18 protein-coding genes are annotated in these 18712 nt (G+C 74.7%); 8 read left to right on the top strand and 10 right to left on the bottom strand.

Annotation, left to right across the window (positions count from 1 at the left end; translation table 11 throughout):
• The first annotated feature begins 16 nt into the window (after positions 1–16).
• On the top strand, positions 17–793 hold the full coding sequence (locus ACTWQH_RS15315) for a class I SAM-dependent methyltransferase (protein WP_443287081.1): 777 nt from the start codon (positions 17–19) through the stop codon (positions 791–793).
• 63 nt (positions 794–856) lie between these two features.
• On the opposite strand, the gene ACTWQH_RS15310 is transcribed toward ACTWQH_RS15315, so the two are convergent.
• From ACTWQH_RS15310 to ACTWQH_RS15300, 3 genes are read right to left on the bottom strand one after another with little or no spacing between them, the layout of a single operon-like run.
• On the bottom strand, positions 857–2080 hold the full coding sequence (locus tag ACTWQH_RS15310) for a hypothetical protein (protein ID WP_443287080.1): 1224 nt from the start codon (positions 2078–2080) through the stop codon (positions 857–859).
• Between the two features lie 3 nt (positions 2081–2083).
• The gene (locus ACTWQH_RS15305) at positions 2084–3841 is read right to left on the bottom strand and encodes a lipopolysaccharide biosynthesis protein (RefSeq protein ID WP_443287079.1); all 1758 of its coding nucleotides are present in this window, start codon (positions 3839–3841) and stop codon (positions 2084–2086) included.
• The gene (locus tag ACTWQH_RS15300; protein ID WP_443287078.1) at positions 3838–5202 is read right to left on the bottom strand and encodes a glycosyltransferase; all 1365 of its coding nucleotides are present in this window, start codon (positions 5200–5202) and stop codon (positions 3838–3840) included. Before ACTWQH_RS15300 ends, ACTWQH_RS15305 begins: the two co-directional genes overlap by 4 nt.
• Positions 5203–5368: 166 nt before the next feature.
• Here ACTWQH_RS15300 and ACTWQH_RS15295 point away from each other — a divergent pair, with 166 nt between their 5' ends.
• Positions 5369–5914 (top strand): adenylyltransferase/cytidyltransferase family protein, encoded by a 546-nt coding sequence (locus ACTWQH_RS15295; protein ID WP_443287077.1) that lies wholly within the window; start codon positions 5369–5371, stop codon positions 5912–5914.
• On the opposite strand, the gene ACTWQH_RS15290 is transcribed toward ACTWQH_RS15295, so the two are convergent.
• A complete protein-coding gene (locus tag ACTWQH_RS15290) occupies positions 5803–6579 on the bottom strand; it encodes a CDP-alcohol phosphatidyltransferase family protein (protein ID WP_443287076.1) in 777 nt (258 codons plus the stop codon). The genes ACTWQH_RS15295 and ACTWQH_RS15290 overlap by 112 nt on opposite strands.
• A gap of 77 nt (positions 6580–6656) precedes the next feature.
• Here ACTWQH_RS15290 and ACTWQH_RS15285 point away from each other — a divergent pair, with 77 nt between their 5' ends.
• Positions 6657–7628, top strand: coding sequence for a hypothetical protein (locus tag ACTWQH_RS15285; protein WP_443287075.1), 972 nt, complete (start codon positions 6657–6659; stop codon positions 7626–7628).
• Between the two features lie 24 nt (positions 7629–7652).
• On the opposite strand, the gene ACTWQH_RS15280 is transcribed toward ACTWQH_RS15285, so the two are convergent.
• The 5 genes from ACTWQH_RS15280 to ACTWQH_RS15260 form a co-directional block, all read right to left on the bottom strand.
• Positions 7653–8402, bottom strand: a complete 750-nt coding sequence (locus ACTWQH_RS15280; RefSeq protein WP_443287074.1) for a bifunctional DNA primase/polymerase — start codon at positions 8400–8402, stop codon at positions 7653–7655.
• A 232-nt stretch (positions 8403–8634) separates the two neighbouring features.
• A complete protein-coding gene (locus ACTWQH_RS15275; protein WP_443287073.1) occupies positions 8635–9633 on the bottom strand; it encodes a small ribosomal subunit Rsm22 family protein in 999 nt (332 codons plus the stop codon).
• A gap of 118 nt (positions 9634–9751) precedes the next feature.
• The gene (locus ACTWQH_RS15270) at positions 9752–11095 is read right to left on the bottom strand and encodes a multidrug effflux MFS transporter (protein ID WP_443287072.1); all 1344 of its coding nucleotides are present in this window, start codon (positions 11093–11095) and stop codon (positions 9752–9754) included.
• Positions 11096–11189: 94 nt separating this feature from the next.
• The gene (locus ACTWQH_RS15265) at positions 11190–12839 is read right to left on the bottom strand and encodes an alkaline phosphatase D family protein (RefSeq protein WP_443287071.1); all 1650 of its coding nucleotides are present in this window, start codon (positions 12837–12839) and stop codon (positions 11190–11192) included.
• A 252-nt stretch (positions 12840–13091) separates the two neighbouring features.
• Complete coding sequence (locus ACTWQH_RS15260; protein WP_443287070.1) at positions 13092–13358, bottom strand: dsRBD fold-containing protein; 267 nt, start codon at positions 13356–13358, stop codon at positions 13092–13094.
• Between the two features lie 112 nt (positions 13359–13470).
• Here ACTWQH_RS15260 and ACTWQH_RS15255 point away from each other — a divergent pair, with 112 nt between their 5' ends.
• The 3 genes from ACTWQH_RS15255 to rocD all read left to right on the top strand — a co-directional run bounded on the left by ACTWQH_RS15255 (position 13471) and on the right by rocD (position 16127).
• Positions 13471–13971 (top strand): Lrp/AsnC family transcriptional regulator, encoded by a 501-nt coding sequence (locus ACTWQH_RS15255; protein WP_443287069.1) that lies wholly within the window; start codon positions 13471–13473, stop codon positions 13969–13971.
• Between the two features lie 84 nt (positions 13972–14055).
• Positions 14056–14925, top strand: a complete 870-nt coding sequence (gene ddaH / locus ACTWQH_RS15250; RefSeq protein ID WP_443287068.1) for a dimethylargininase — start codon at positions 14056–14058, stop codon at positions 14923–14925.
• Positions 14922–16127 (top strand): ornithine--oxo-acid transaminase, encoded by a 1206-nt coding sequence (rocD, locus tag ACTWQH_RS15245; RefSeq protein WP_443287067.1) that lies wholly within the window; start codon positions 14922–14924, stop codon positions 16125–16127. Before ddaH ends, rocD begins: the two co-directional genes overlap by 4 nt.
• Before the next feature lie 30 nt (positions 16128–16157).
• Here the strand turns inward: rocD and ACTWQH_RS15240 are convergent, their stop codons facing one another.
• Positions 16158–16748 carry an Rv1733c family protein gene (locus ACTWQH_RS15240; protein WP_443287066.1) on the bottom strand — a complete coding sequence of 197 codons (591 nt, stop codon included), beginning with the start codon at positions 16746–16748 and terminating at the stop codon, positions 16158–16160.
• A 291-nt stretch (positions 16749–17039) separates the two neighbouring features.
• Between ACTWQH_RS15240 and ACTWQH_RS15235 the strand changes: the two genes are divergently transcribed.
• Entirely contained in the window at positions 17040–17570 is a 531-nt protein-coding gene (locus ACTWQH_RS15235) for a hypothetical protein (protein WP_443287065.1), read from the top strand.
• Positions 17571–17684: 114 nt separating this feature from the next.
• On the top strand, positions 17685–18677 hold the full coding sequence (gene mgrA / locus ACTWQH_RS15230; protein WP_443287064.1) for an L-glyceraldehyde 3-phosphate reductase: 993 nt from the start codon (positions 17685–17687) through the stop codon (positions 18675–18677).
• Positions 18678–18712 lie beyond the last annotated feature (35 nt).

Genomic DNA, 18712 nt, shown 5'->3' with positions numbered 1-18712 from the left:
CGGCTACGGTGCTCGCGTGGACCAGGATGACCGGCTCCTTCACCGATCGTCGTTCGGTGCGGCGGCGGCCGCATACGCCGAGCACCGCCCGGACTACGCGCAGGCCGCGGTGCGCTGGGCCCTTGAGTCCGCACCCGGCCCGCGAGTGCTCGACCTGGGCGCCGGAACCGGCAAGCTCACCGCCACGCTTGTCGCGATGGGCGCGGACGTCGTCGCGGTCGAGCCCGACCCGGCGATGCTGACAGAGCTGCGCCGCGCGCTGCCGGCTGTCCGTGCCCTGCCGGGCAGCGCCGAGGCGATCCCGCTGCCGGACGGCTCCATCGACGCCGTGCTGGCCGGCAACGCCATGCACTGGTTCGACATGGCCGTCGCGGGACCCGAGATCGCCAGGGTCCTCACACCCGCCGGCATCCTGGCCGGTCTGTGGAACGTCATGGACGACCGGGTCGGCTGGGTGGCCGGGCTCGCGCGGGTCAGCGGGAGCGCGGCCGTCGGCCCGCGTGACGTGCCCACCAGTTGGCGTACGGAGACGGCCGGCATGCACCTTCCCAAGACGGGCGCGGCCCGGTTCGGCTCGCCGGAACAGGCCGAGTTCCCGCACGGGCAGCGTCGCACCGCCGACGCCCTCGTCGCGACCCTCGCGACGAGGGCGGGGATGCTGGTCATGCCGGGACGGGAACGCGAGGCCACGCTGGGCCGCATCCGCGCCTACCTCGCGAGTCGGCCGGAGACCGCCGACGGCGAGTTCACCCTCCCGATGCTGACCTGTGTGCTGCGCGTCCGGCGGCTATGAAGGCCATCGACGATCGGCGTCAGGCCGCGACGGCCGGCGAGACTCCTCACACGTCGGCCCTCGTCAATCCCTCGCTCGGTCGCGCAGCGTGTAGGAGACGCGCACCTCGAACGCCACGCGCGTCCAGCTCGCCGCCGCCTTCGCCGCCGAGCCGAGGGCCAGGCCCCACGCCGCCCCCGTGATGCCGCCCAGCGCGTAGCCACCCAGCAGGCAGGCCACCGACAGCGCCGAGAACACCAGCTGCACGCCGAGCGTCGCCCGCGGCGTCAGCACCCGCAGCGCCAGCAGGCCGCACGTGCCCACCGCCATGGCGGCGTACTGGCTGCCGGTGGCGGGCAGCAGCTCCGCGGCCGAACGCCAGGTGTCGCCGAGGAGCGCGCGCCCGGCGGCGTCGGGCAGCACCGACAGCACCAGCGCCCACGCCGCGGCCAGGGCGGCCAGCGCCAGCCCGGCCGCGCCCGCCTGCCGCGCCTTGCGGGCGGGGCTGTGCGGGCCGGTCATCCGGTTCAGCAGCGGCGGGCCGAAGCCGGTGGCGGCGTTGAACAGCACGTTCAGCGGCCCGAAGAGGGTGGTGGCGCCGCGCAGCGCGCCCACGGCGAGCGGGTTGGCCAGCAGGCCCAGGCCCGCGATGGCGGCCTGCGAGGCGGCGTTGCCGACGCCGAACTCGACGACGAAACGCCGCCCGAGGTGGCTCCGCTCCAGCAGCGCCCGGGGCTCCGGGCGCCCCGCGCCGCGCGTCACGCCCACCAGCGTCCCCGCGCCGAGCAGCAGCGCGGGCAGCGCCGACAGGCCCCAGGCCAGCACCATCCGCGCCGACCCGGCCCCGTCGGGCTGCGCGGCCAGCGCGGGCACGGCCGCCGCCAGCCGCAGCAGGTCCATGGCGAGCGCCAGGTGCGGGCGGCCCAGCAGCGAGAAGGCGTACCGCAGCGCGTCCTGGGTGAGCAGCACCGGCAGCGCCGCGCCCAGCGCGCCGAACTCGGGCGCGAGCGGCGTGGTGACGGCCAGCAGCGCCCCCAGCGCGGCGGAGGCGAGGAGCGTGAACGCCACGGAGGAGCGGCAGTGCCCGTGCAGGTCCGCCGCCTCGCCGCGCCGCAGCACCAGGGCCTGCCCGACGTACGCCGTGAACGCCCCGAGCAGCAGCGCGAAGACCGTGTAGACGACGGCGAAGTCGGCGAAGTCGGCGGCGGAGGACTGGCGGGCCGCGACCACGACCACCGCGATGTTGGTCAGCGCCGCAACGCCCTGGTCGGCGGCCGAGACGGCAGCACCGGTGAGTCGTCTGCCCATCGCTTACCGGGCGGTGCGCGGCGGCTCGTCGAGTTCGGCGGTGTCGAGGATGCGCAGGCCCATGGTCTCGGAGTTGTCCACCAGGGGCTCGTGGCGGGTCGCCGGGGCCGGGGCCGGCCGGCGCGTCGCCGGGAGGCGGTCCGCCGCGGGCGTGACCTGGGTGGTGGGGCCGGCGCCCCGGCCGCCGCCGTCGGCCCCGGCGCCCCAGGAGTGCAGCACGGCGCCGAGCAGCAGCCCGCCCGCGCCGACGACCAGCTCCCGCACCCGGGCCAGGTCCTCGCGCCGCACCTGGCTGGGGTCGCAGACGACGAGGACGCCGTCGACGCGGTCGGTCAGCGCGATGGCGTCGGCGTACGACAGCACGGCGGGGGCGAGGACCACGACGACCGCGCCCTTGGTGTCGGCGTGGCTGATGAGGTGGGTGGCGGCAGGGGAGGTCAGGGCGCGGGGCACGTTGCGCACCTTCAGGCCCGGCACGAGGTCGAAGATGCCGGACTCGCCGGCGTCGATGGGCACGCGCAGCCCGGCGGGCCAGCCGCCGCGCCCCCCGTCGCCGTCGGGCGTCGCGGCCCAGCCGGGGCGTACGCCGTCGGCGTGGCGGAGTTGCTCGATGAGGGTGGGGGTGCGCAGGTCGGCCTCGACGAGGAGGGCGTCCATGCCCATCTCGGCGAAGGCGGCGGTGAGGTTGACGGCGGCGGCCAGCGGCGTCTCGATACTGCCGCGCGGCGCGACCACCAGCAGCCTGCGGCGCTGCGCGAACGCCTCGTCGTAGGCGAGGCGGAACGCGACGGAACGGTACTCCTCCGCCAGCCGCCCCTCGGCCAGCAGCTGCTCGGGGTGGTCGCGCCCGGTGCGGGGCAGCACGCCGAGGACGGGCGCGCGCAGCGCACGCGTCACGTCGCCCGGCGAGCGGACCGTGGGGTCGAACACCAGCCGCACCCAGGCGGCGAGCAGGCCGAGGCCGATGCCGACGACGTAGCCGAGGCCGAGCAGCAGCGGCAGCCCGGGGCCGGCGGGGCTGCCGGGCGGGGTGGCCTCGGTGATGATCCGGCCGCCGGTGGTGTCCAGCGACTGGAGGCTGGAGATGCTGGCGTTGATCTCGGAGATCTGGCCGGTGACGGTGGACAGGTCGGCGAGGGCGCTCTCGTAGGCGCCGCTTCCCTCGAAGAGGGCGTCGAGCTCGGCCTGGATGTCGTCGCGGCGGTCGAGCAGCGGCTCGCGCTGGCTCTCCAGGGAGTCCACGGAGTGCCCGATGGTCTCGTCGGCGTCGGCCTGGCGGTTGGCGAGGTACGCCTCGGCGAAGGCGTTGGCGCGCTCGGCGGCGGCGTCGGGGTCGGAGGCGGAGTACGCGAAGCGCAGCACCTCGGTGTTGGGCGGGTTGGTGACGGACAGGCCGCCCTTGAGCGCCGGCGCCTCGTCCGGGTCGCCGAGCAGCTCGGCCGCGCGCTGGGCCACGGTGTCGCTGGCGGCGGTGCGGCGTTCGGAGCCGATGGCGACCTGGTCGACCGGCTCGTCCTCGAACGGGTCGGCGGTGGGCTGCCGGACGGTGACCTCGCTGGTGGCGATGTAGGTGTCGTCGGCGGCGAGGCCGAGGTATCCGCCGCCGGCGAGGCCGAGGAGGATGCCGCAGACGATGAGCAGCCGGTAGCGCAGGAGCTGGCGGAACTGGTCGCGCAGCAGGTCGGGCTCGTCGTACGGGCTGGGCTGCGGTGGGGCGCTGTCGCGCTGCGCGGCTTCCCGGCCGGTCGCGTCGGCCCTCATGCCGGTCCCTGCTCCCCAGCGACCGGTGCGCCCGGGCTCGCCGGGCTCGCCGCCTCACGGCGGCCCGCGGTGCGGGTCGTGCGGCCCGTCCCGCTCATCGCGAGCGCCTCGTCCACCATGGCCTCGATGCGCGCCAGCCCGGCGGCGGGCGAGAGGTGGCTGCGCGCGTAGTCGGCGCCCCTGGCGCCTATGGCGTCGGCGGTGGCCGGGTCGTCGGCGGCCTCGCGGGCGGCGGCGGCCAGCGCCTCCGGGTCCTCGGGCGGCACGACCCAGCCGGCGCCGGAGCGGCGTATCTCCTCGGCGGTGCCGCCGTCGAGGGCGACCGAGGCGATGACGGGGCGTCCGGCGGCGAAGTACGAGGTGAGCTTGGAGGGCACGCTCATGTCGAGGACGGTGGCGCGCTGGGTGACGACGAGGACGTCGGCGGCGGCGAGCACGTCGGGGAAGTCCTCGGCGGGGGCGGGCTGCCGGATCTCCACGTTGGGCAGCCCGGCCGCCAGGCCCGCCAGCCGCTCCCGCTGGCTGCCGTCGCCCATCAGCACCACGTGCAGCCAGGGCGCGACGCGCGCGGTGCCGATCAGCACCTCGAGGCCCTGCTTGAGGCCCATGTTCCCGGCGTGCAGCAGCACGGTGCGCCCCTCGGGCCAGCCGAGGCGGGCGCGGATGCGGGCGGGCGGGCGCGAGGGGCCGGCGATGTGGGACCAGTTGGGGACCAGGCGGATGCGGTCCCCGGGAACGCCGAGGGCCCGGACGCGGTCGCGGAAGCTGTCGTGGATGATGCCCACCAGCGTGGCCTGGCGCAGCGTCCGCCCCTCCACGGCGGCCGCGGCCCCGGCGGCGCGGCCGCCGCCGCGTATGCCGCTCTGCTCGGCCGCCGCGCCCATCAGGTCCTGGACGATCGGCACGTACGGCACGCCGTACCGCCGGGCGAGGCGCGCGGCGAGGACGCCCCCGGCGAGGCTGGGCACCTGGGCGAGGACCACGTCCGGGCGGCCGATGCGGGGCGGCGCGAGGAGGCCGCCCAGGAGGATGGACGCCTCGTACGCCGCGCGGCGGGCGGCGCTCTGGCGCGGGGGCACGGAGTGGCGGCGGCGGTGGACGAAGACCCCGCGGTGGGCGTCCACGGTCCGCCACACGCCCCGGTAGCCGGGGTCCAGCCGCCAGGCCGGGTAGTGCGGCATCCCGGCCAGCACGTGGACCTCGGCGTCGCGGGCGGTGGCCCAGTGCTCGGCGATCTGGGTGGCGTAGGGGCCTATCCCGGCCTGCTCGGGCGCGTAGTTGGTGGAGACGAGCAACAGCCGCTCACCGGTGGCCGGCGGGGCGGCCTGGCCGGTGGCGGAAACGGTGACTGGGATGCTCATGTCCCACTCCCTCCCCTGGTCTTCCCCCTGGGCTGCCTCCCCCGACAGCGGCAAGTATCCAGCCTATCCGCCGAGCCGCACAGTCTGTGAGCGGTATTGAGGTGGTTGGGGCTATCCTCGGGAGAATCGAACGCCGCGCCGGGGGTCATTTTCGTGGGGGGACGCTGTGGATCAAAAGGCGGGTCACAGACCCGGTCATAGAGTCGGTCACCGTGTCGGTCACCGGGTCGGCTACGCACCCGGGGTCTACGACCTGTTCCACGTCGGGCACCTCAACATCCTCCGGCATGCCAGGAGCCACTGCGACTACCTGGTGGCGGGCGTGGTCTCCGACGAGATGGCCGAGCTGGCCAAGGGGCGGCCGCCGGTGATCCCGCTGGTGGAGCGGCTGGAGATCGTCCGCAGCATCCGCTTCGTGGACGCCGCCTTCGTGGAGACGGTGCCGGACAAGCTCGACACCTGGCAGCAGGTGCGGTTCGACGTCCTGTTCAAGGGCGACGACTGGCGGGGCACCTCGAAGGGCGAGAGGCTGGAGCGGGACTTCGGCACGGTGGGCGTGGAGATCGTGTACTTCCCGTACACGGTGCACACCTCCAGCACTCAGCTGCGCGGCGTGCTCGACGCGCTGGAGGCCGGGGGCGCGGCCGGGGGCGCGGGAGCCGCCAGCTCGCGGAACCACTTCACCAGGAACGCCACGCAGAACAGCACGTAGGCCGCGCACAGGGCGGCGTACCCGGCGCGGAAGGCGTCCTGGCTTCCCAGCAGCAGGAAGACCACGCACAGCACGCCGTAGTCCACCGGCAGCAGCGCGAACGCCCGCAGCCGCGAGGGCGGCGCGGCCGAACCCGCCCGTGCGGCGGGGGACTTGAGCTTGTCGGTGAGCAGCCCTCCGAAGAAGATCAGCACGGCGGCGAGCTGGAAGCACAGCGGCACCAGCAGCCAGCCCTCGCCGGCGTCGTCGCCGAAGCGGTGGAAGGAGACCAGCACGGCGGCGTGCATCGCCGTGATCTTGGCGCAGTCCACGACGTGGTCCAGCCACTCCCCCGCCGGGCTCGAGGCCCCGCGCAGCCGCGCGAGCTGGCCGTCGGCCGAGTCCAGCGCGAAGCCGAGCACGAGCGCGGCGTAGACGGCCACGCCCAGCGCCCACGAGGGCCGCGCCAGCGCGACGGCGGCGATCCCCGCGAAGCTGAACGCCGCGCTGAGACCGGTGACGTGGTTCGGCGAGAGCCCCGCCCGGTAGGCGGCGGCGGCCAGCACCCGGCCCAGCGGCCGGTTGACGTAACGGGAGTAAAGGGACACGCCCTTGGCGGTCTTCTGCGCCTGGCGCAGCCGCGCCAGCGCCTCGCCGAAGCCGTCGTCGTTCACCCTCCCCGCCATGGCGGGCATCATCGCACGTCCCGGTACGATGCGTGGGCCTCACGTCAACGGATGGAAGTTCAAGGGGAGGGCGCGCGATGCGGGTGCGAGCACGAGTGGCCGGGCTGATCGGGGCCCTGGCCATGGTGGCGTCGCTGGCGAGCTGCGTCACGGTGCACGGCGAGACCGCGATCGTGCCGGCCACCACGAAGGACGAGGCCCAGCGGGCGCTCGACCGGTGGGTCGAGCTGAGCAACGAGGCCAATCGCGACTACGCCCCGGACGTCAACGAGCGGATCGAGCGCGGCCCGATGGGCGCCATCGACCACGCGTCGCTGCGGGCGTTGCGGGGCCTGAACCCGGACGGCAACCCGGACTTCCGGCCGATGGAGCTGTCGGACCCGGAGTTCCACATCCCGCAGCAGCAGGGCTGGCCGAAGTTCTTCATGGTGGACGCCGTGCCCGAGTTCGGCCCGGACCGCTGGCTGCTGACCTTCACGCGCAACAGCGTCGAGGAGGAGTGGTACGCCACCTACCTGACGGTGCTGCCCGAGGCGGAGATGCCGGAGTTCGCCGAGGACGAGGACGGCTACCTGGAGGACATGCCGGTGGGCCAGGAGTACCCGGGCCTGGCGGCCTCTCCGAAGGAGCTGAGCGCGGCGTACACGGCGTACCTGACGGATGAGGAAGGGCCGTTCGCCGCCGGGTCCCACACCACCGGGGTGCTGGAGAACCGCGAGCAGGAGAACAGCAACCCCGAGTACGAGATGAACTACCAGGACGAGGCCGTCGATCCCGCCGCCGAGCCGCAGATGGCGCCGGTGGCGGTCAGGACGGCGGACGGCGGGGCGTTCGTGGCGTTCACCTCCCGCTTCTTCGACCGTCAGACGGTGGCGCCGGGCTTCACGCCGTCGGTGGACCCGGAGGTCGAGGAGCTGATGGAGGGCACGGCCGAGACCTCGGTGACGCGGGAGTGGATCACGATGCTTTCGGCGTTCGTGCCCGAGGGCGACGGGGAGGTCGTGATCGCGCACCGCGTCAGCGGCGTCGTCTCCGCCCAGGGCGAGTAGCCCTCTCCGGTCGGTGCGGTCGCGTCAGTACGCCGGCCGGCCCGCCGCGTGGTGGTGCTCGTCGCGCTCGCCGTCCCAGGCCGCGGCCTGGGCGGCAGCCTCGGCGGCGCAGGCGTCGGTGAGGGCGGGCAGCAGTGACAGCGGCTCGGGCAGCGGCTGCTCGGGCCCGAGCTGCCAGCGCACGCCGCCCTCGGTGAGGCCCTCGCCCAGCACGCGGGAGGGCGGCAGCAGCACATAGCTGCCGCGGCAGTGCCAGCGCAGCCCGGGGTGCTCGTCCATGGTCTCGGGGTGGCAGTCGAGCACGCACGGCCACCACTCGTCCTCGTCGTCCGGGGTGCCGCGGGTGGCGGTGAAGAAGAGCATCCGGTCGGGGTCGGCGATCGCGACCGGGCCGGGCTCGGTGCTCTCGGCGGCCAGGCGTTCCAGCGCGGCGTACCCGGCGGTCAGGGGCACGTCCAGCACGTCGTGGGCGCGGCCGGTGGCGGTGATGAAGTTCGCCTCCGGGTCGGCGCGCAGCCAGCGCAGGAGCTGCTCGGGGTCGGTGGTGGCCTGCGTCTGCCAGGCCAGCGAGACGGGGTGGCGGGCGGGGTTCGGGCAGCCGATGCGCTCGCAGGAGCATCGGTAGTCGTGCGGATGGGCGGCGGGCGCCATGGGGAACCCGGCCCTGGCGGCGGTGAGCAGCAGCTCCTCGCGGGCCTGCGCCGCGGCGGCACCCGCCGCCGCGCCCTTGGCGCCTCGGCGCAACCAGCGGGGAATCCTGCTCTCGCGTTTCATCAGCCGCCTACCGCCTCACTTCCGTCCCGCTCACCGCAGCGCACCGGGCGCGGCGTTTATTCCGCCCATCCTGCACCGCGGCGATCCCGGATGGGTAATCGGAGCACACCGGCACACAGAAGCACGGGGGAGCACACGGGTCCCTCCGCCCACCCCCGTCCACGGGGCTCCGCCCCTGCTGACGGCGGCCCTGCCGCCGGGTTGGGTGCCGGGTGTGGGCGGCGCCCCCGGGTCAGGGCTCCGCCCACTCGTCGCCCCAAGCCGTGGCGCGGGCGGCGCGGTAGGCCGCGCCCTGCCGCTTGGTGACCGTGACGCGCCGCAGCTCCCCCTCCGGCGCGCACAGGTCGAGCAGCACCTGGCCCTTGCGGACCTGCGGGTGGCGCACCACCCGCGCGGACGGCGGCGGCGCGGGCGCGGGGGCGGCGGCGGGCGGCCGCACGGCGGCCACGTAGCTGAACTTCTCGTCCTCGTACGCCAGCGTGCCGCCCTTCACCCGGCGGTGCAGGGCGGAGCGGCCCACGCGGGTCGCGAAGTGGCACCAGTCGGCGCCGACCTCGATGGGGCACCGCTCGCTGTGCGGGCACGGCGCCAGGACCCGCAGCCCGGCGGCGGTCAGGCGGTCACGGGCGGCGCGGACGCGCAGGTAGCCGTCGGGGGTGCCGGGCTCGACGAGCACCACCGCGCCGCCCGGGCGCACCGCGCGGGCCGCCGCCCCGGTCAGCGCCTCGCGGCGCGCCTCGTCCAGCTCCCCCAGCACGTAGCACGCGGTGACGAGGTCCGCGGGCGGCAGCTCGACGCCGGCCGCGCCGAGGGTTCCGCGCCGCCACTCGGCCGCCCGCAGCGCGGGCTCGGGCGCGTGGGCGGCCAGCTCGCGGCCCAGCTCCAGGGCGGGCCGGGCCCGGTCCAGCAGCAGGGTGCGGCGTTCGCCGGGCCACGCCTCCGCCGCGGCCCAGGCGGCGGCGCCGGTCCCGGCCCCGGCGTCGACGTGGACGGCGGGCCGCCAGCCCGGGCGGCGCTCGGCCAGCCGGGCGAGGGCGCCGGACACGGCGGCGTGGGTGGCGGGCATCCGGTACGCGGCGTACGCCACCGCGTCGGCGCGGTCGCGCAGCGCGGGGGCGGGCCCGCCGCTCCGGTAGCCGGCGATCAGCCGCTCGACGGCCGCCGACGCCTGCCGGGGCGGCAGCCCGTCGAGCAGCGCGTCGAGCGCGTCCCGCAGAACAGAGGTGGTCACCCGGCTCAGTCTAGGAACCACCCTCGCCGGCCTGACTGTCGGCCAACGCCCTCGGGCGGCCGGGACTCCGGCCCCGGGGCCCCCGGCGGGCGGGTCTGGGGGGCGGAGCCCCCAGGGGTCAGGGGCGCGGGGACCGCGCCCAGGACGTCGGGCGGGGTGGCAGGGGCCGCCACGGGCGGCACAGGCCGAGGAACGCCGCCGTCGCCAGCAGCACGGCCGTGAGCTGCACGAGGGCCATCGGCACCGCCGTGTCCTCCCCGGCGACCCCGACCAGCGGCGAGGCCACCGCGCCGACGAAGAACTGCGAGGCGCCCAGCAACGCCGCCGCCGAGCCCGCCGCGTGGGGCGTGCGCATCATGCCCTGGGAGTTGGCGTTGGGCATCACCAGCGGCATCGAGCCCATCAGCACGAAGAGCCCGGCCGCCACCGGCACCAGGCCGGGCCGGCCGAGGACGCCGGAGGTCATCACCAGCAGCGCGGCCGAGGCCAGCGTCAGCAGGACGAAGCCGACGGCCATGACGCGGTTGAGGGAGACCCGGCCCACCAGTATCTTGCCGTTGACCTGGCTCATGCCGACCAGCGCGACGGAGTTGGCCATGAAGATGAGGCTGAAGGTCTGCGGGGAGGCGCCGTAGATCTCCTGCACGACGAAGGGCGATGCCGCGACGTACGCGAACAGCCCGGCGAAGGTGAGGCCGCCCGCCAGCAGGTAGCCGGCGAAGACGCGGTCGGCGAAGAGCCGCCCCATCGCGCGCAGGGCGGTGGGCAGGCCGCCGGCGTCGCGGCGTTCGGCCGGCAGGGTCTCGGGCAGCCAGCGGGCCGCGACCAGGGCGAGCAGCGCGCCGGCCACGGCCAGGACGAGGAAGATGCCGCGCCAGTCGGTGAAGCGCATGAGCTGGCCGCCGACGACGGGGGCGAGGATGGGCGCGGCGCCGGAGATGAGCAGGAGGTTGGAGAAGAAGCGGGCCATGGCCAGGCCGTCGAAGAGGTCGCGGACGACGGCGCGGGCGATGACGACGCCGGCGGCGCCGGACAGGCCCTGGACGAGGCGGAAGGCGATGAACGTGCCGGCGGTGGGGGCCAGGGCGCAGGCGATGGAGGCGAGGACGTAGCAGGCCATGCCGGCCAGCAGCGGGCGGCGGCGGCCGAGTTGGTCGCTCATGGGGCCGACGACGAGCTGGCCGAGGCTCAGGCCCAGCAGGCAGGCGGTGAGGCTGAGCTGGACGGTGGCGGCGCCGGTGTGGAGGTCGTCGCCGACCTCGGGCAGCGCGGGCAGGTACATGTCCATGGACAGCGGGGTCAACGCCGTGCAGCTGCCGAGGATGAGGGTGAGCAGCAGTCCGGCCCGCCGCTTGCTGCTCAGCTGCGCTGCTGGGGCGGGCCGGGGGGAGGCGAGTCGTCCGGGTGCGGGTGGGGTTGCGGGCGGGGAGTCGGCTTCGGCGGGATGGCCGGACTGAGTCATTACCTCTCCGTGAGTCGAGCGCGATCGGCCCAATCATCCCATGACTTGTTCAGGACTTCGCACCCGGGGTCGGACAATCGGGTCAGACACCGCGTCAGACCTGGGTCAGGCCCGGGTCCCCGGCCAGGGAGACGAACGACGCCGCCGTGGTCACCGTGCCGCCCTCGGTCGTCACGTGCGAGACGGTGCGGTAGTCGGCGCGCACCTGCTGCTCGTCGAGGGTCACCAGCAGGTAGCCCCGGCGGCCGTCGTAGAGGTGCATGTGCGGGTTGGCCTCGGTGACGGTCTCCCAGTTGTCGGGGTGCTCGGCGCCGTCGCCGCCGCTGGCGATGGAGGTGGTGACCAGCTCGACGCCCAGGGTGCGGGAGTCGGGGTCGTCGAAGTCCTCCTTGATGTCGCAGGCGTAGTGGACGTGCACGTCGCCGGTGAGCACGACGAGGTTGGTCACCCCGCCGGTCTCGGCGGCGTCCAGCAGCCGCTGCCGGGCGGCGGGGTAGCCGTCCCAGGCGTCCATCGACACCGTGCCCTCGCCCTGCTCGGGGTTGGAGCGGCGGGAGACCATGACCTGCTGGCCGACGAGGTTCCACACCGCCTCGGACGCCGCCCAGCCGTCGGCGAGCCACCGCTCCTGGGTGGCGCCGAGCATGGTGCGCTCGGAGTCCTCGGACTCCGGCCCCGGCACGTCCCAGCCGTCGTCGTACGCCTGGTCGTCGCGGTACTGGCGGGTGTCGAGGATGTCGAGCTGCGCGAGGCGGCCGTAGTGCAGCCGCCGGTAGAGCTGGAGGTCGGCCTCGTTGGGGAGCTGGGGGGCGCGCAGCGGCATGTTCTCGTAGTACGCCCGGTACGCGGCGGCGCGGCGGACCAGGAACTCCTCGGCGGGGTCGTCGTCCTGCGAGACGTCGCCGGCGTAGTTGTTGTCCACCTCGTGGTCGTCCCAGGTGACGATGAACGGGTGGGCGGCGTGCGCGGCCATGAGGTCGGGGTCGCTGTGGTAGAGGGCGTACCGCAGCCGGTAGTCCTCCAGCGTGGTGGTCTCCCGGTTGAAGATCTCCGGCAGCTCCTCGGTGTAGGCGCGGGCCCCGGCCACCGAGTTGACGGCGTATTCGTAGAGGTAGTCGCCGGCGTGGATGACGGCGTCGACGCCCTCCTCCCCGGCGAGGTGCCGGTAGGCGGTGTAGTAGCCCTGGTCGTAGCGCTGGCAGGAGACCAGGGCGAAACGCAGACTCTCCGGCGTGTCGTCGGCCGCGGGCGCGGTGCGGGTGCGGCCGACGGGGCTGGTCCAGTCGCCGGCCTGGAAGCGGTAGTAGTAGTCGGTCGAGGGGAGCAGGCCGTCGGGCTCGACGTGCACCGCGTGATTGAACTCGGCGTAGGCCACGACCTCGCCGCTGCCGGCCGGCTCGAGGAAGTCGGCGTCCTGGGCGATCTCCCAGGCCACGGTGACGGACTCCTCGCCCATGCCGCCGTTCGCCACGAACGGCTCCGGGGCCAGCCGCGTCCACAGCACGACCGACTCCGGCAGCGGGTCGCCCGAGGCGACGCCGAGGGTGAAGGGGTCGCTGTCGATGGCCGCGGCGGCGTCGCGGGCGCGGCGGGGGGCGACGGCGGCGTCGGCGGAGTCGGGGTTGGGGAGGTTCGTGGTGAGGGCGATCGCGGCGGCGGCGCCGGTGACGGTCAGAAATCGGCGACGGTCCAATGCGCGGGCGGCGGCCCGGAGTTCGTCTGTGGGGGACGATGTCTGCGTCATGCAGGTAAGTGCAGCGGGCGGGACCGTCGTGAGGCTGGCACGTACACGTCAGCCGCATGGCGATCTGATGAAGGGTTGCGCTCCGGAAGGTATCGCGTACGCAGCGCAAACACCGCCAGCGCGTGACGGGTCGTTGAACGTTGGTCCGAATGCCCGTCCCGTCGCCGCCCCGCATGCCGCCCCACATGCGGCGACGGCCCCCGCCGTCATGCGGCGGGGACCGTCGTGGTGGTGGGTGTTGCGCGGTGGCCGTCAGACCCGCAGGTGCGTCACCCGTTCGTGGGTGTGGGCCTCGATGTCCCGGATGGTGGAGTGCACGAGCTGGTGCGACAGCTCGGAGAGGGCACGCGCCGTGGCGAGCTCGGCTCCGATGTCGAGGACGTTCTCGTCGCTGGGATTGGCGCGGGCCGTACCCTCCGCGACGTAGACCTCGTCCTTGCCCTCCAGCCGCGCCTCCGCCCTGGTCAGACGGTCGCTGGTGTCGATGGCGATGTGCACGTTCCAGGTCTCGTGCGCCATGATGCACCTCCCTGGTTGACCCCTGCGTCCCCTCCATCGTCCCGCCGATCCGCCGCCCGCGCGACCCGGGCGGTGCCGGAGCCGGGAGCGCGTCCGGCACGATCTGGTGACCATGAGACCCGTGACTCCTCACTCCGTGGCACTCGACGACCTCGACCGCCGCATCATCGCCGCGCTGATCGCCAACGCCCGCACCAGCTACGCCGAGATCGGGGCCGCGATCGGCCTGTCCGCCCCCGCCGTGAAGCGGCGTGCCGACCGCATGCGCGAGGCCGGGGTGATCACCGGCTTCACCGCCCTCGTGCTGCCCTCCGCGCTCGGCTGGCGCACCGAGGCGTACGTGGAGGTCTACTGCGACAGCGCGGGCCCGCCCCGGCGGCTGGCGGAGGTGGTGCGCGACCACCCGGAGATCACCGCGGCGATGACGGTGACCGGCGGGCCGGACGCGCTGCTGCACATCAGGGCCACGGACATCGCCCACTTCGAGGAGGTGCTGGAGCGCATCCGGGCGGTGCCGTTCGTCCAGCGGACGGTCAGCCACGTGGTGCTCTCGCACCTCATCGCGGGCAGCCCGGAGGCGGGCGCCACCGAGGACGCAACGAATCTCGGCTGAGGCCGCCGCGCACGCAACAACGCTGCGCGACCGCGCATGATCCATCTGTTGTCGTACGCACCCTTGCTTCCTATCGTTGCTGGTATGCCCCCCTTTCACCGTGCGTGGCGTCCCCGGCGCTTCCTGTGCTGCGAGCCCGCGTTCTTCGAGGTGCGGTACGCCATCAACCCGTGGATGCGCGAGGGCGCGCCGGTCGACGCCGCCCTCGCGCGCGAGCAGTGGCGGGCGCTGGTGGCGGCGTACCGCGCCCACGGCCACGTGGTGGAGACGATCGAGCCGGTGCCCGGCCTGCCCGACATGGTCTTCGCCGCCAACGCCGCGCTGGTGCTGGACGGCCGGGTCCTCGGCTCCCGCTTCCTGGCGCCGCAGCGGCAGCCGGAGGCGGAGGCGTACCGGACGTGGTTCAAGGCGGCGGGCTTCGACGTCCACGAAACCGAGCCCGAGCCAGAGCCCGAGCCGGGCCCGGGGACGGGCGTGGTGTGCGAGGGCGAGGGGGACCTGGTGCCGGTCGCCGGGCTGGTGCTGGCCGGCAGCGGCTTCCGCACCACGCCGGAGGCCCACCGCCAGGTGCAGGAGTTCTTCGGCGTGCCGGTCGTCGGGCTGCGCCTGACCGACCCGTACTTCTACCACCTCGACACCGCGCTCTTCGCCCTCGACGAGGAGAACGTCGCCTACTACCCCGGGGCGTTCTCCCCCGGCAGCCGCGAGGTGCTGCGGCGGCTCTTCCCCGACGCGATCGTCGCCGGCCGGGACGACGCCATGGCGTTCGGCCTCAACGCCGTCTCCGACGGCCGTCACGTCTTCGTCGCCCCCGGGGCCACGGGCCTGATCGACGCCCTGGACCGCCGGGGCTACGTCCCCGTCCCCGTCGAGCTGCCGGAGCTGCACAAGGCGGGCGGGGGCATCAAGTGCTGCACCCAGGAGATCCGGGCGCCCAAGGAGGCACAGCCATGAACGCACGCACGTCCGAGGAGCTGATCCGGGCGGAGGAGTCCCTCCTCGCGCACAACTACCACCCGCTGCCCGTCGTGGTCGCCCGGGCCGAGGGCGTATGGCTGGAGGACGTCGAAGGGCGGCGCTACCTCGACATGCTCGCCGGCTACTCCGCGCTCAACTTCGGCCACCGCCACCCGGCGCTGGTGGAGGCCGCCCACCGCCAGCTCGACCGGCTCACGCTCACCTCCCGCGCCTTCCGCAACGACCAGCTCGCCGGCTTCGCCGAGGGCCTGGCCGCGCTGACGGGCCTGGAGATGACGCTGCCGATGAACACCGGCGCCGAGGCGGTCGAGAGCGCGATCAAGGTCGCCCGCAAGTGGGCGTACGAGGTCAAGGGGGTCGCCCCGGACCGGGCCACGATCGTGGCGGCGGCCGGGAACTTCCACGGCCGGACCACGACCATCGTCGGCTTCTCCTCCGACCCGGTGGCCCGCGAGGGCTTCGGCCCCTTCACCCCCGGCTTCCGCCTCGTGCCGTACAACGACCTGGCGGCGCTGGAGGCCGCCGTCGACGAGACCACGGCCGCCGTGCTGATCGAGCCCATCCAGGGCGAGGCGGGCGTCGTCATCCCCGACGACGGCTACCTCGCCGGGGTGCGGGAGCTGACCCGCCGGGCCGGGGCGCTGTTCATCGCCGACGAGATCCAGTCGGGCCTGGGCCGCACCGGCACCACGCTCGCCTGCGACCACGAGGCGGTGCGGCCCGACGCGGTGCTGCTCGGCAAGGCGCTGGGCGGCGGGATCGTCCCGGTCTCGGCGGTGGTCGCGCGGCGCGAGGTGCTGGGCGTGCTGCGGCCCGGCGAGCACGGCTCCACCTTCGGCGGCAACCCGCTGGGCGCGGCGATCGGCTCGGCCGTCGTCGAGCTGCTGAGCACCGGCGCGTACCAGCGGCGCGCCGCCGAGCTCGGCGAGGTGCTGCACGACGGGCTGGCCGCGCTGCTCGACAAGGGCGTGACCGGCTACCGCTGCCGGGGCCTGTGGGCCGGGGTGGACGTCGACCCGGCGATCGGCACGGGCCGGGAGATCAGCGAACGCCTCATGCAGGAGGGCGTTCTCGTCAAGGACACCCATGGCTCGACGATCCGCCTCGCCCCGCCGCTGACGATCACCCGTGAGGAGCTGGAGTCGGCCCTGGCCACCCTGGCGACCGTCGTGACCTAGCTCCCGCGCGGGGCCGGCACGCGCGGGGCCTCACCTGCCGCCGCGCAGCCGGGCGCTCCACTCGGGGCCGACCTCGGCCCACTCCCGCCCCCAACGCCGCTCCCGCCAGGCGTCGAGGCGGCAGCGCAGCACGATCAGGCCGCCCAGGACGAGCAGCCCGACGAGCACCCCGACGGCCGCGCCGGTCATGACGCCGCCGGCCCACGCCTCGCTCGGGCTGGGGGGCGCCTGCCGCCGCTCGCCCTCGTCGTCCAGCCAGACGGTGACGCGGGTGCCCGCCTCGCTGCCGGGCTCGGCCGGGGCCGTGCCGGTGTAGGTGGTGCCGTTCGGCGCGGTCCAGCGGGCGTCGGCCGCCACCCGGTCCTCGCCCGCGCCCAGCGGGAAGCCCTCGCCGCCGGCCGGCCCGGGGGTCTCGGGGGCGGGCGCGGTGAGCACGGCGGTGGCGCGGTGCAGCTCCTCGCCCTGCCGCAGCGTCTCGTGGGCCACGCTGGTCGCGGTCAGGGCCGCCACGCCCGGGCCCGCCACCACGATCAGCAGGGCGGCCACCAGGCAGAGCCACCCCTCCAGCAGGTCCGAGCGGCGCCGCAGCGGGTTGCGGCGCCAGCGCCAGAGCCCGGCCATGGCCGCCCTCCCCTCCCCCGTGACCGTCCTCTCCGTCCCCGCCATGCCGTCCTCACCGCCTTCCGTGCCGCGGAGCCCTGTCCCCTTCGGGGTACCCGCCGCCTCCCGCCCGAACAGCACTCGCCCGGCTCTTCGCCGGTTCTCCGCCGGGGCCCTCCGCCACGGCCGGGATCGGGGGGCGGCGGACGCTCCGCCCTCTTGGCGACGCGCGTAGACGTCGGGCATCATCCTGCGTGCACCACCTGCTCAGCCGGATCCCCCCAACCACCCCACACCAGCAGGAGGTTCCCCATGCGCCACCCGCGCGTCCGTTCCGTGCTCGCAGCGCTGTCCCTCACCGCCGGCGCGCTGACGGCCGTGGCCGCCGCCCCCGCACAGGCGGCGGCGCCCGCCTCGGCTCCGGTCCCGTTGGTGACGAAGATCAGCCACGCCGAGGCCACCGCGATGTTCCAGGCGGCCGGCATCACCTGGTCCTCCTCAGGCAACTGCTCCGACCGCGACAACCCCACCTGCACCTCCTTCGAGCAGCTCAACCTGGAGTCGGCGCAGGGCGCCCAGACCCTGAAGTCCGCCAGCGGCTGCGCGCTCAACATCACCGGCGGCACGGAGACCGGCCACGCCGGCGGCACCTACAGCCACTGGAACGGCTACAAGCTCGACTACTCCCTGAGCGGCTGCCTCGACGGCTACATCACCGGCAGCTTCGCCTACATCGGCGAGCGCGGCGACGGCGCGCCGCTGTACGAGTCGGGCTCCGGCAACATCTACGCGCTGGAGAGCAACCACTGGGACGTGACCTACTACAACTGCGGCGGCTGCTGAGCGCGGCCACCCGGGACGCGAGACGGGGCAGGTCACGCCGCCGCGGCGGCGGCGTGACCTGCGCCTCACGGCGACGGACGGCCCGCATGCCCGGATGTATGTACGGTGTGGTCCGTGACCTACCTCGCTGCCGACACCCGTTACGACGCCATGCCCTACCGCCGCAGCGGCCGGTCGGGCCTCAAGCTCCCGGCTGTCTCCCTGGGCCTGTGGCACAACTTCGGCGACGCCAACCCGCTTCAGGGACAGCGCGCCATCCTCCGCCGCGCGTTCGACCTGGGCGTGACCCACTTCGACCTGGCCAACAACTACGGCGCGCCCGCCGGCGCCGCCGAGCGCAACTTCGGCCGCGTCCTCGCCGCCGACCTGCGCCCGTACCGTGACGAGCTGATCATCTCGACCAAGGCGGGCTACTACATGTGGCCCGGCCCGTACGGGGAGTGGGGCTCGCGCAAGTACCTGCTGGCCAGCCTGGACCAGAGCCTCGCGCGGATGGGCCTGGAGTACGTGGACATCCTCTACTCCCACCGGCCCGACCCGGACACCCCGCTCGAGGAGACCATGTCCGCGCTGGACACGGCCGTCCGGCAGGGCAAGGCCCTGTACGCCGGAATCTCCAACTACTCCGCCGAGCAGACCCGCGAGGCCGCCCGCATCCTCGCGGAGCTCGGCACGCCGCTGCTGATCCACCAGCCCTCGTACTCGATGGTCAACCGCTGGGTCGAGGACGGCCTGCTCGACGCCCTGGAGGAGGTGGGCGCGGGCTCGATCGCGTTCTCGCCGCTGGCGCAGGGCCTGCTGACCAACCGCTACCTCGGCGGCATCCCGGAGGGGTCGCGGGCGGCGGGCGACAGCCCGTTCCTGACGCCGGAGGGCGTCAACGCGAAGGTGGCGACCGCCCGCGCGCTGAACGAGATCGCCCGGCGGCGCGGCCAGACCCTCGCGCAGATGGCGATCGCCTGGGTGCTGCGCGGCGGCCGGGTGACCTCGGCCCTGATCGGCGCCAGCAGCGTCGAGCAGCTGGAGGACAGCGTCGGCGCCGTGCGCGGCCTCGACTTCTCGGCCGAGGAGCTGGCCGAGATCGAGACCGTCCTCGCGCGCGCGTAAACGGCGGGAACGGCGGGAACGGCGGGAACGGCGGC

The organism is Streptomyces sp. 6N223 (genome assembly GCF_052246635.1).
Classification (GTDB): domain Bacteria; phylum Actinomycetota; class Actinomycetes; order Streptomycetales; family Streptomycetaceae; genus Streptomyces.
Note: the sequence above shows the minus strand (reverse complement) of the source record. Positions and strands in the feature narration are given on the sequence as shown.

Bases quoted from the DNA above. Each gene is read 5' to 3' on its own strand.
- ddaH (WP_443287068.1), top strand. From the start codon at position 14,056: ATGCCCCCCTTTCACCGTGCGTGGCGTCCCCGGCGCTTCCTGTGCTGC.
- ACTWQH_RS15305 (WP_443287079.1), bottom strand. From the start codon at position 3,841: ATGAGGGCCGACGCGACCGGCCGGGAAGCCGCGCAGCGCGACAGCGCC.
- ACTWQH_RS15235 (WP_443287065.1), top strand. From the start codon at position 17,040: ATGCGCCACCCGCGCGTCCGTTCCGTGCTCGCAGCGCTGTCCCTCACC.
- ACTWQH_RS15255 (WP_443287069.1), top strand. From the start codon at position 13,471: ATGAGACCCGTGACTCCTCACTCCGTGGCACTCGACGACCTCGACCGC.
- ACTWQH_RS15290 (WP_443287076.1), bottom strand. From the start codon at position 6,579: ATGGCGGGGAGGGTGAACGACGACGGCTTCGGCGAGGCGCTGGCGCGG.
- ACTWQH_RS15240 (WP_443287066.1), bottom strand. From the start codon at position 16,748: ATGGCCGGGCTCTGGCGCTGGCGCCGCAACCCGCTGCGGCGCCGCTCG.
- ACTWQH_RS15265 (WP_443287071.1), bottom strand. From the start codon at position 12,839: ATGACGCAGACATCGTCCCCCACAGACGAACTCCGGGCCGCCGCCCGC.
- ACTWQH_RS15270 (WP_443287072.1), bottom strand. From the start codon at position 11,095: ATGACTCAGTCCGGCCATCCCGCCGAAGCCGACTCCCCGCCCGCAACC.
- ACTWQH_RS15280 (WP_443287074.1), bottom strand. From the start codon at position 8,402: ATGAAACGCGAGAGCAGGATTCCCCGCTGGTTGCGCCGAGGCGCCAAG.
- ACTWQH_RS15260 (WP_443287070.1), bottom strand. From the start codon at position 13,358: ATGGCGCACGAGACCTGGAACGTGCACATCGCCATCGACACCAGCGAC.
- ACTWQH_RS15300 (WP_443287078.1), bottom strand. From the start codon at position 5,202: ATGAGCATCCCAGTCACCGTTTCCGCCACCGGCCAGGCCGCCCCGCCG.
- ACTWQH_RS15310 (WP_443287080.1), bottom strand. From the start codon at position 2,080: ATGGGCAGACGACTCACCGGTGCTGCCGTCTCGGCCGCCGACCAGGGC.
- rocD (WP_443287067.1), top strand. From the start codon at position 14,922: ATGAACGCACGCACGTCCGAGGAGCTGATCCGGGCGGAGGAGTCCCTC.
- ACTWQH_RS15285 (WP_443287075.1), top strand. From the start codon at position 6,657: ATGCGGGTGCGAGCACGAGTGGCCGGGCTGATCGGGGCCCTGGCCATG.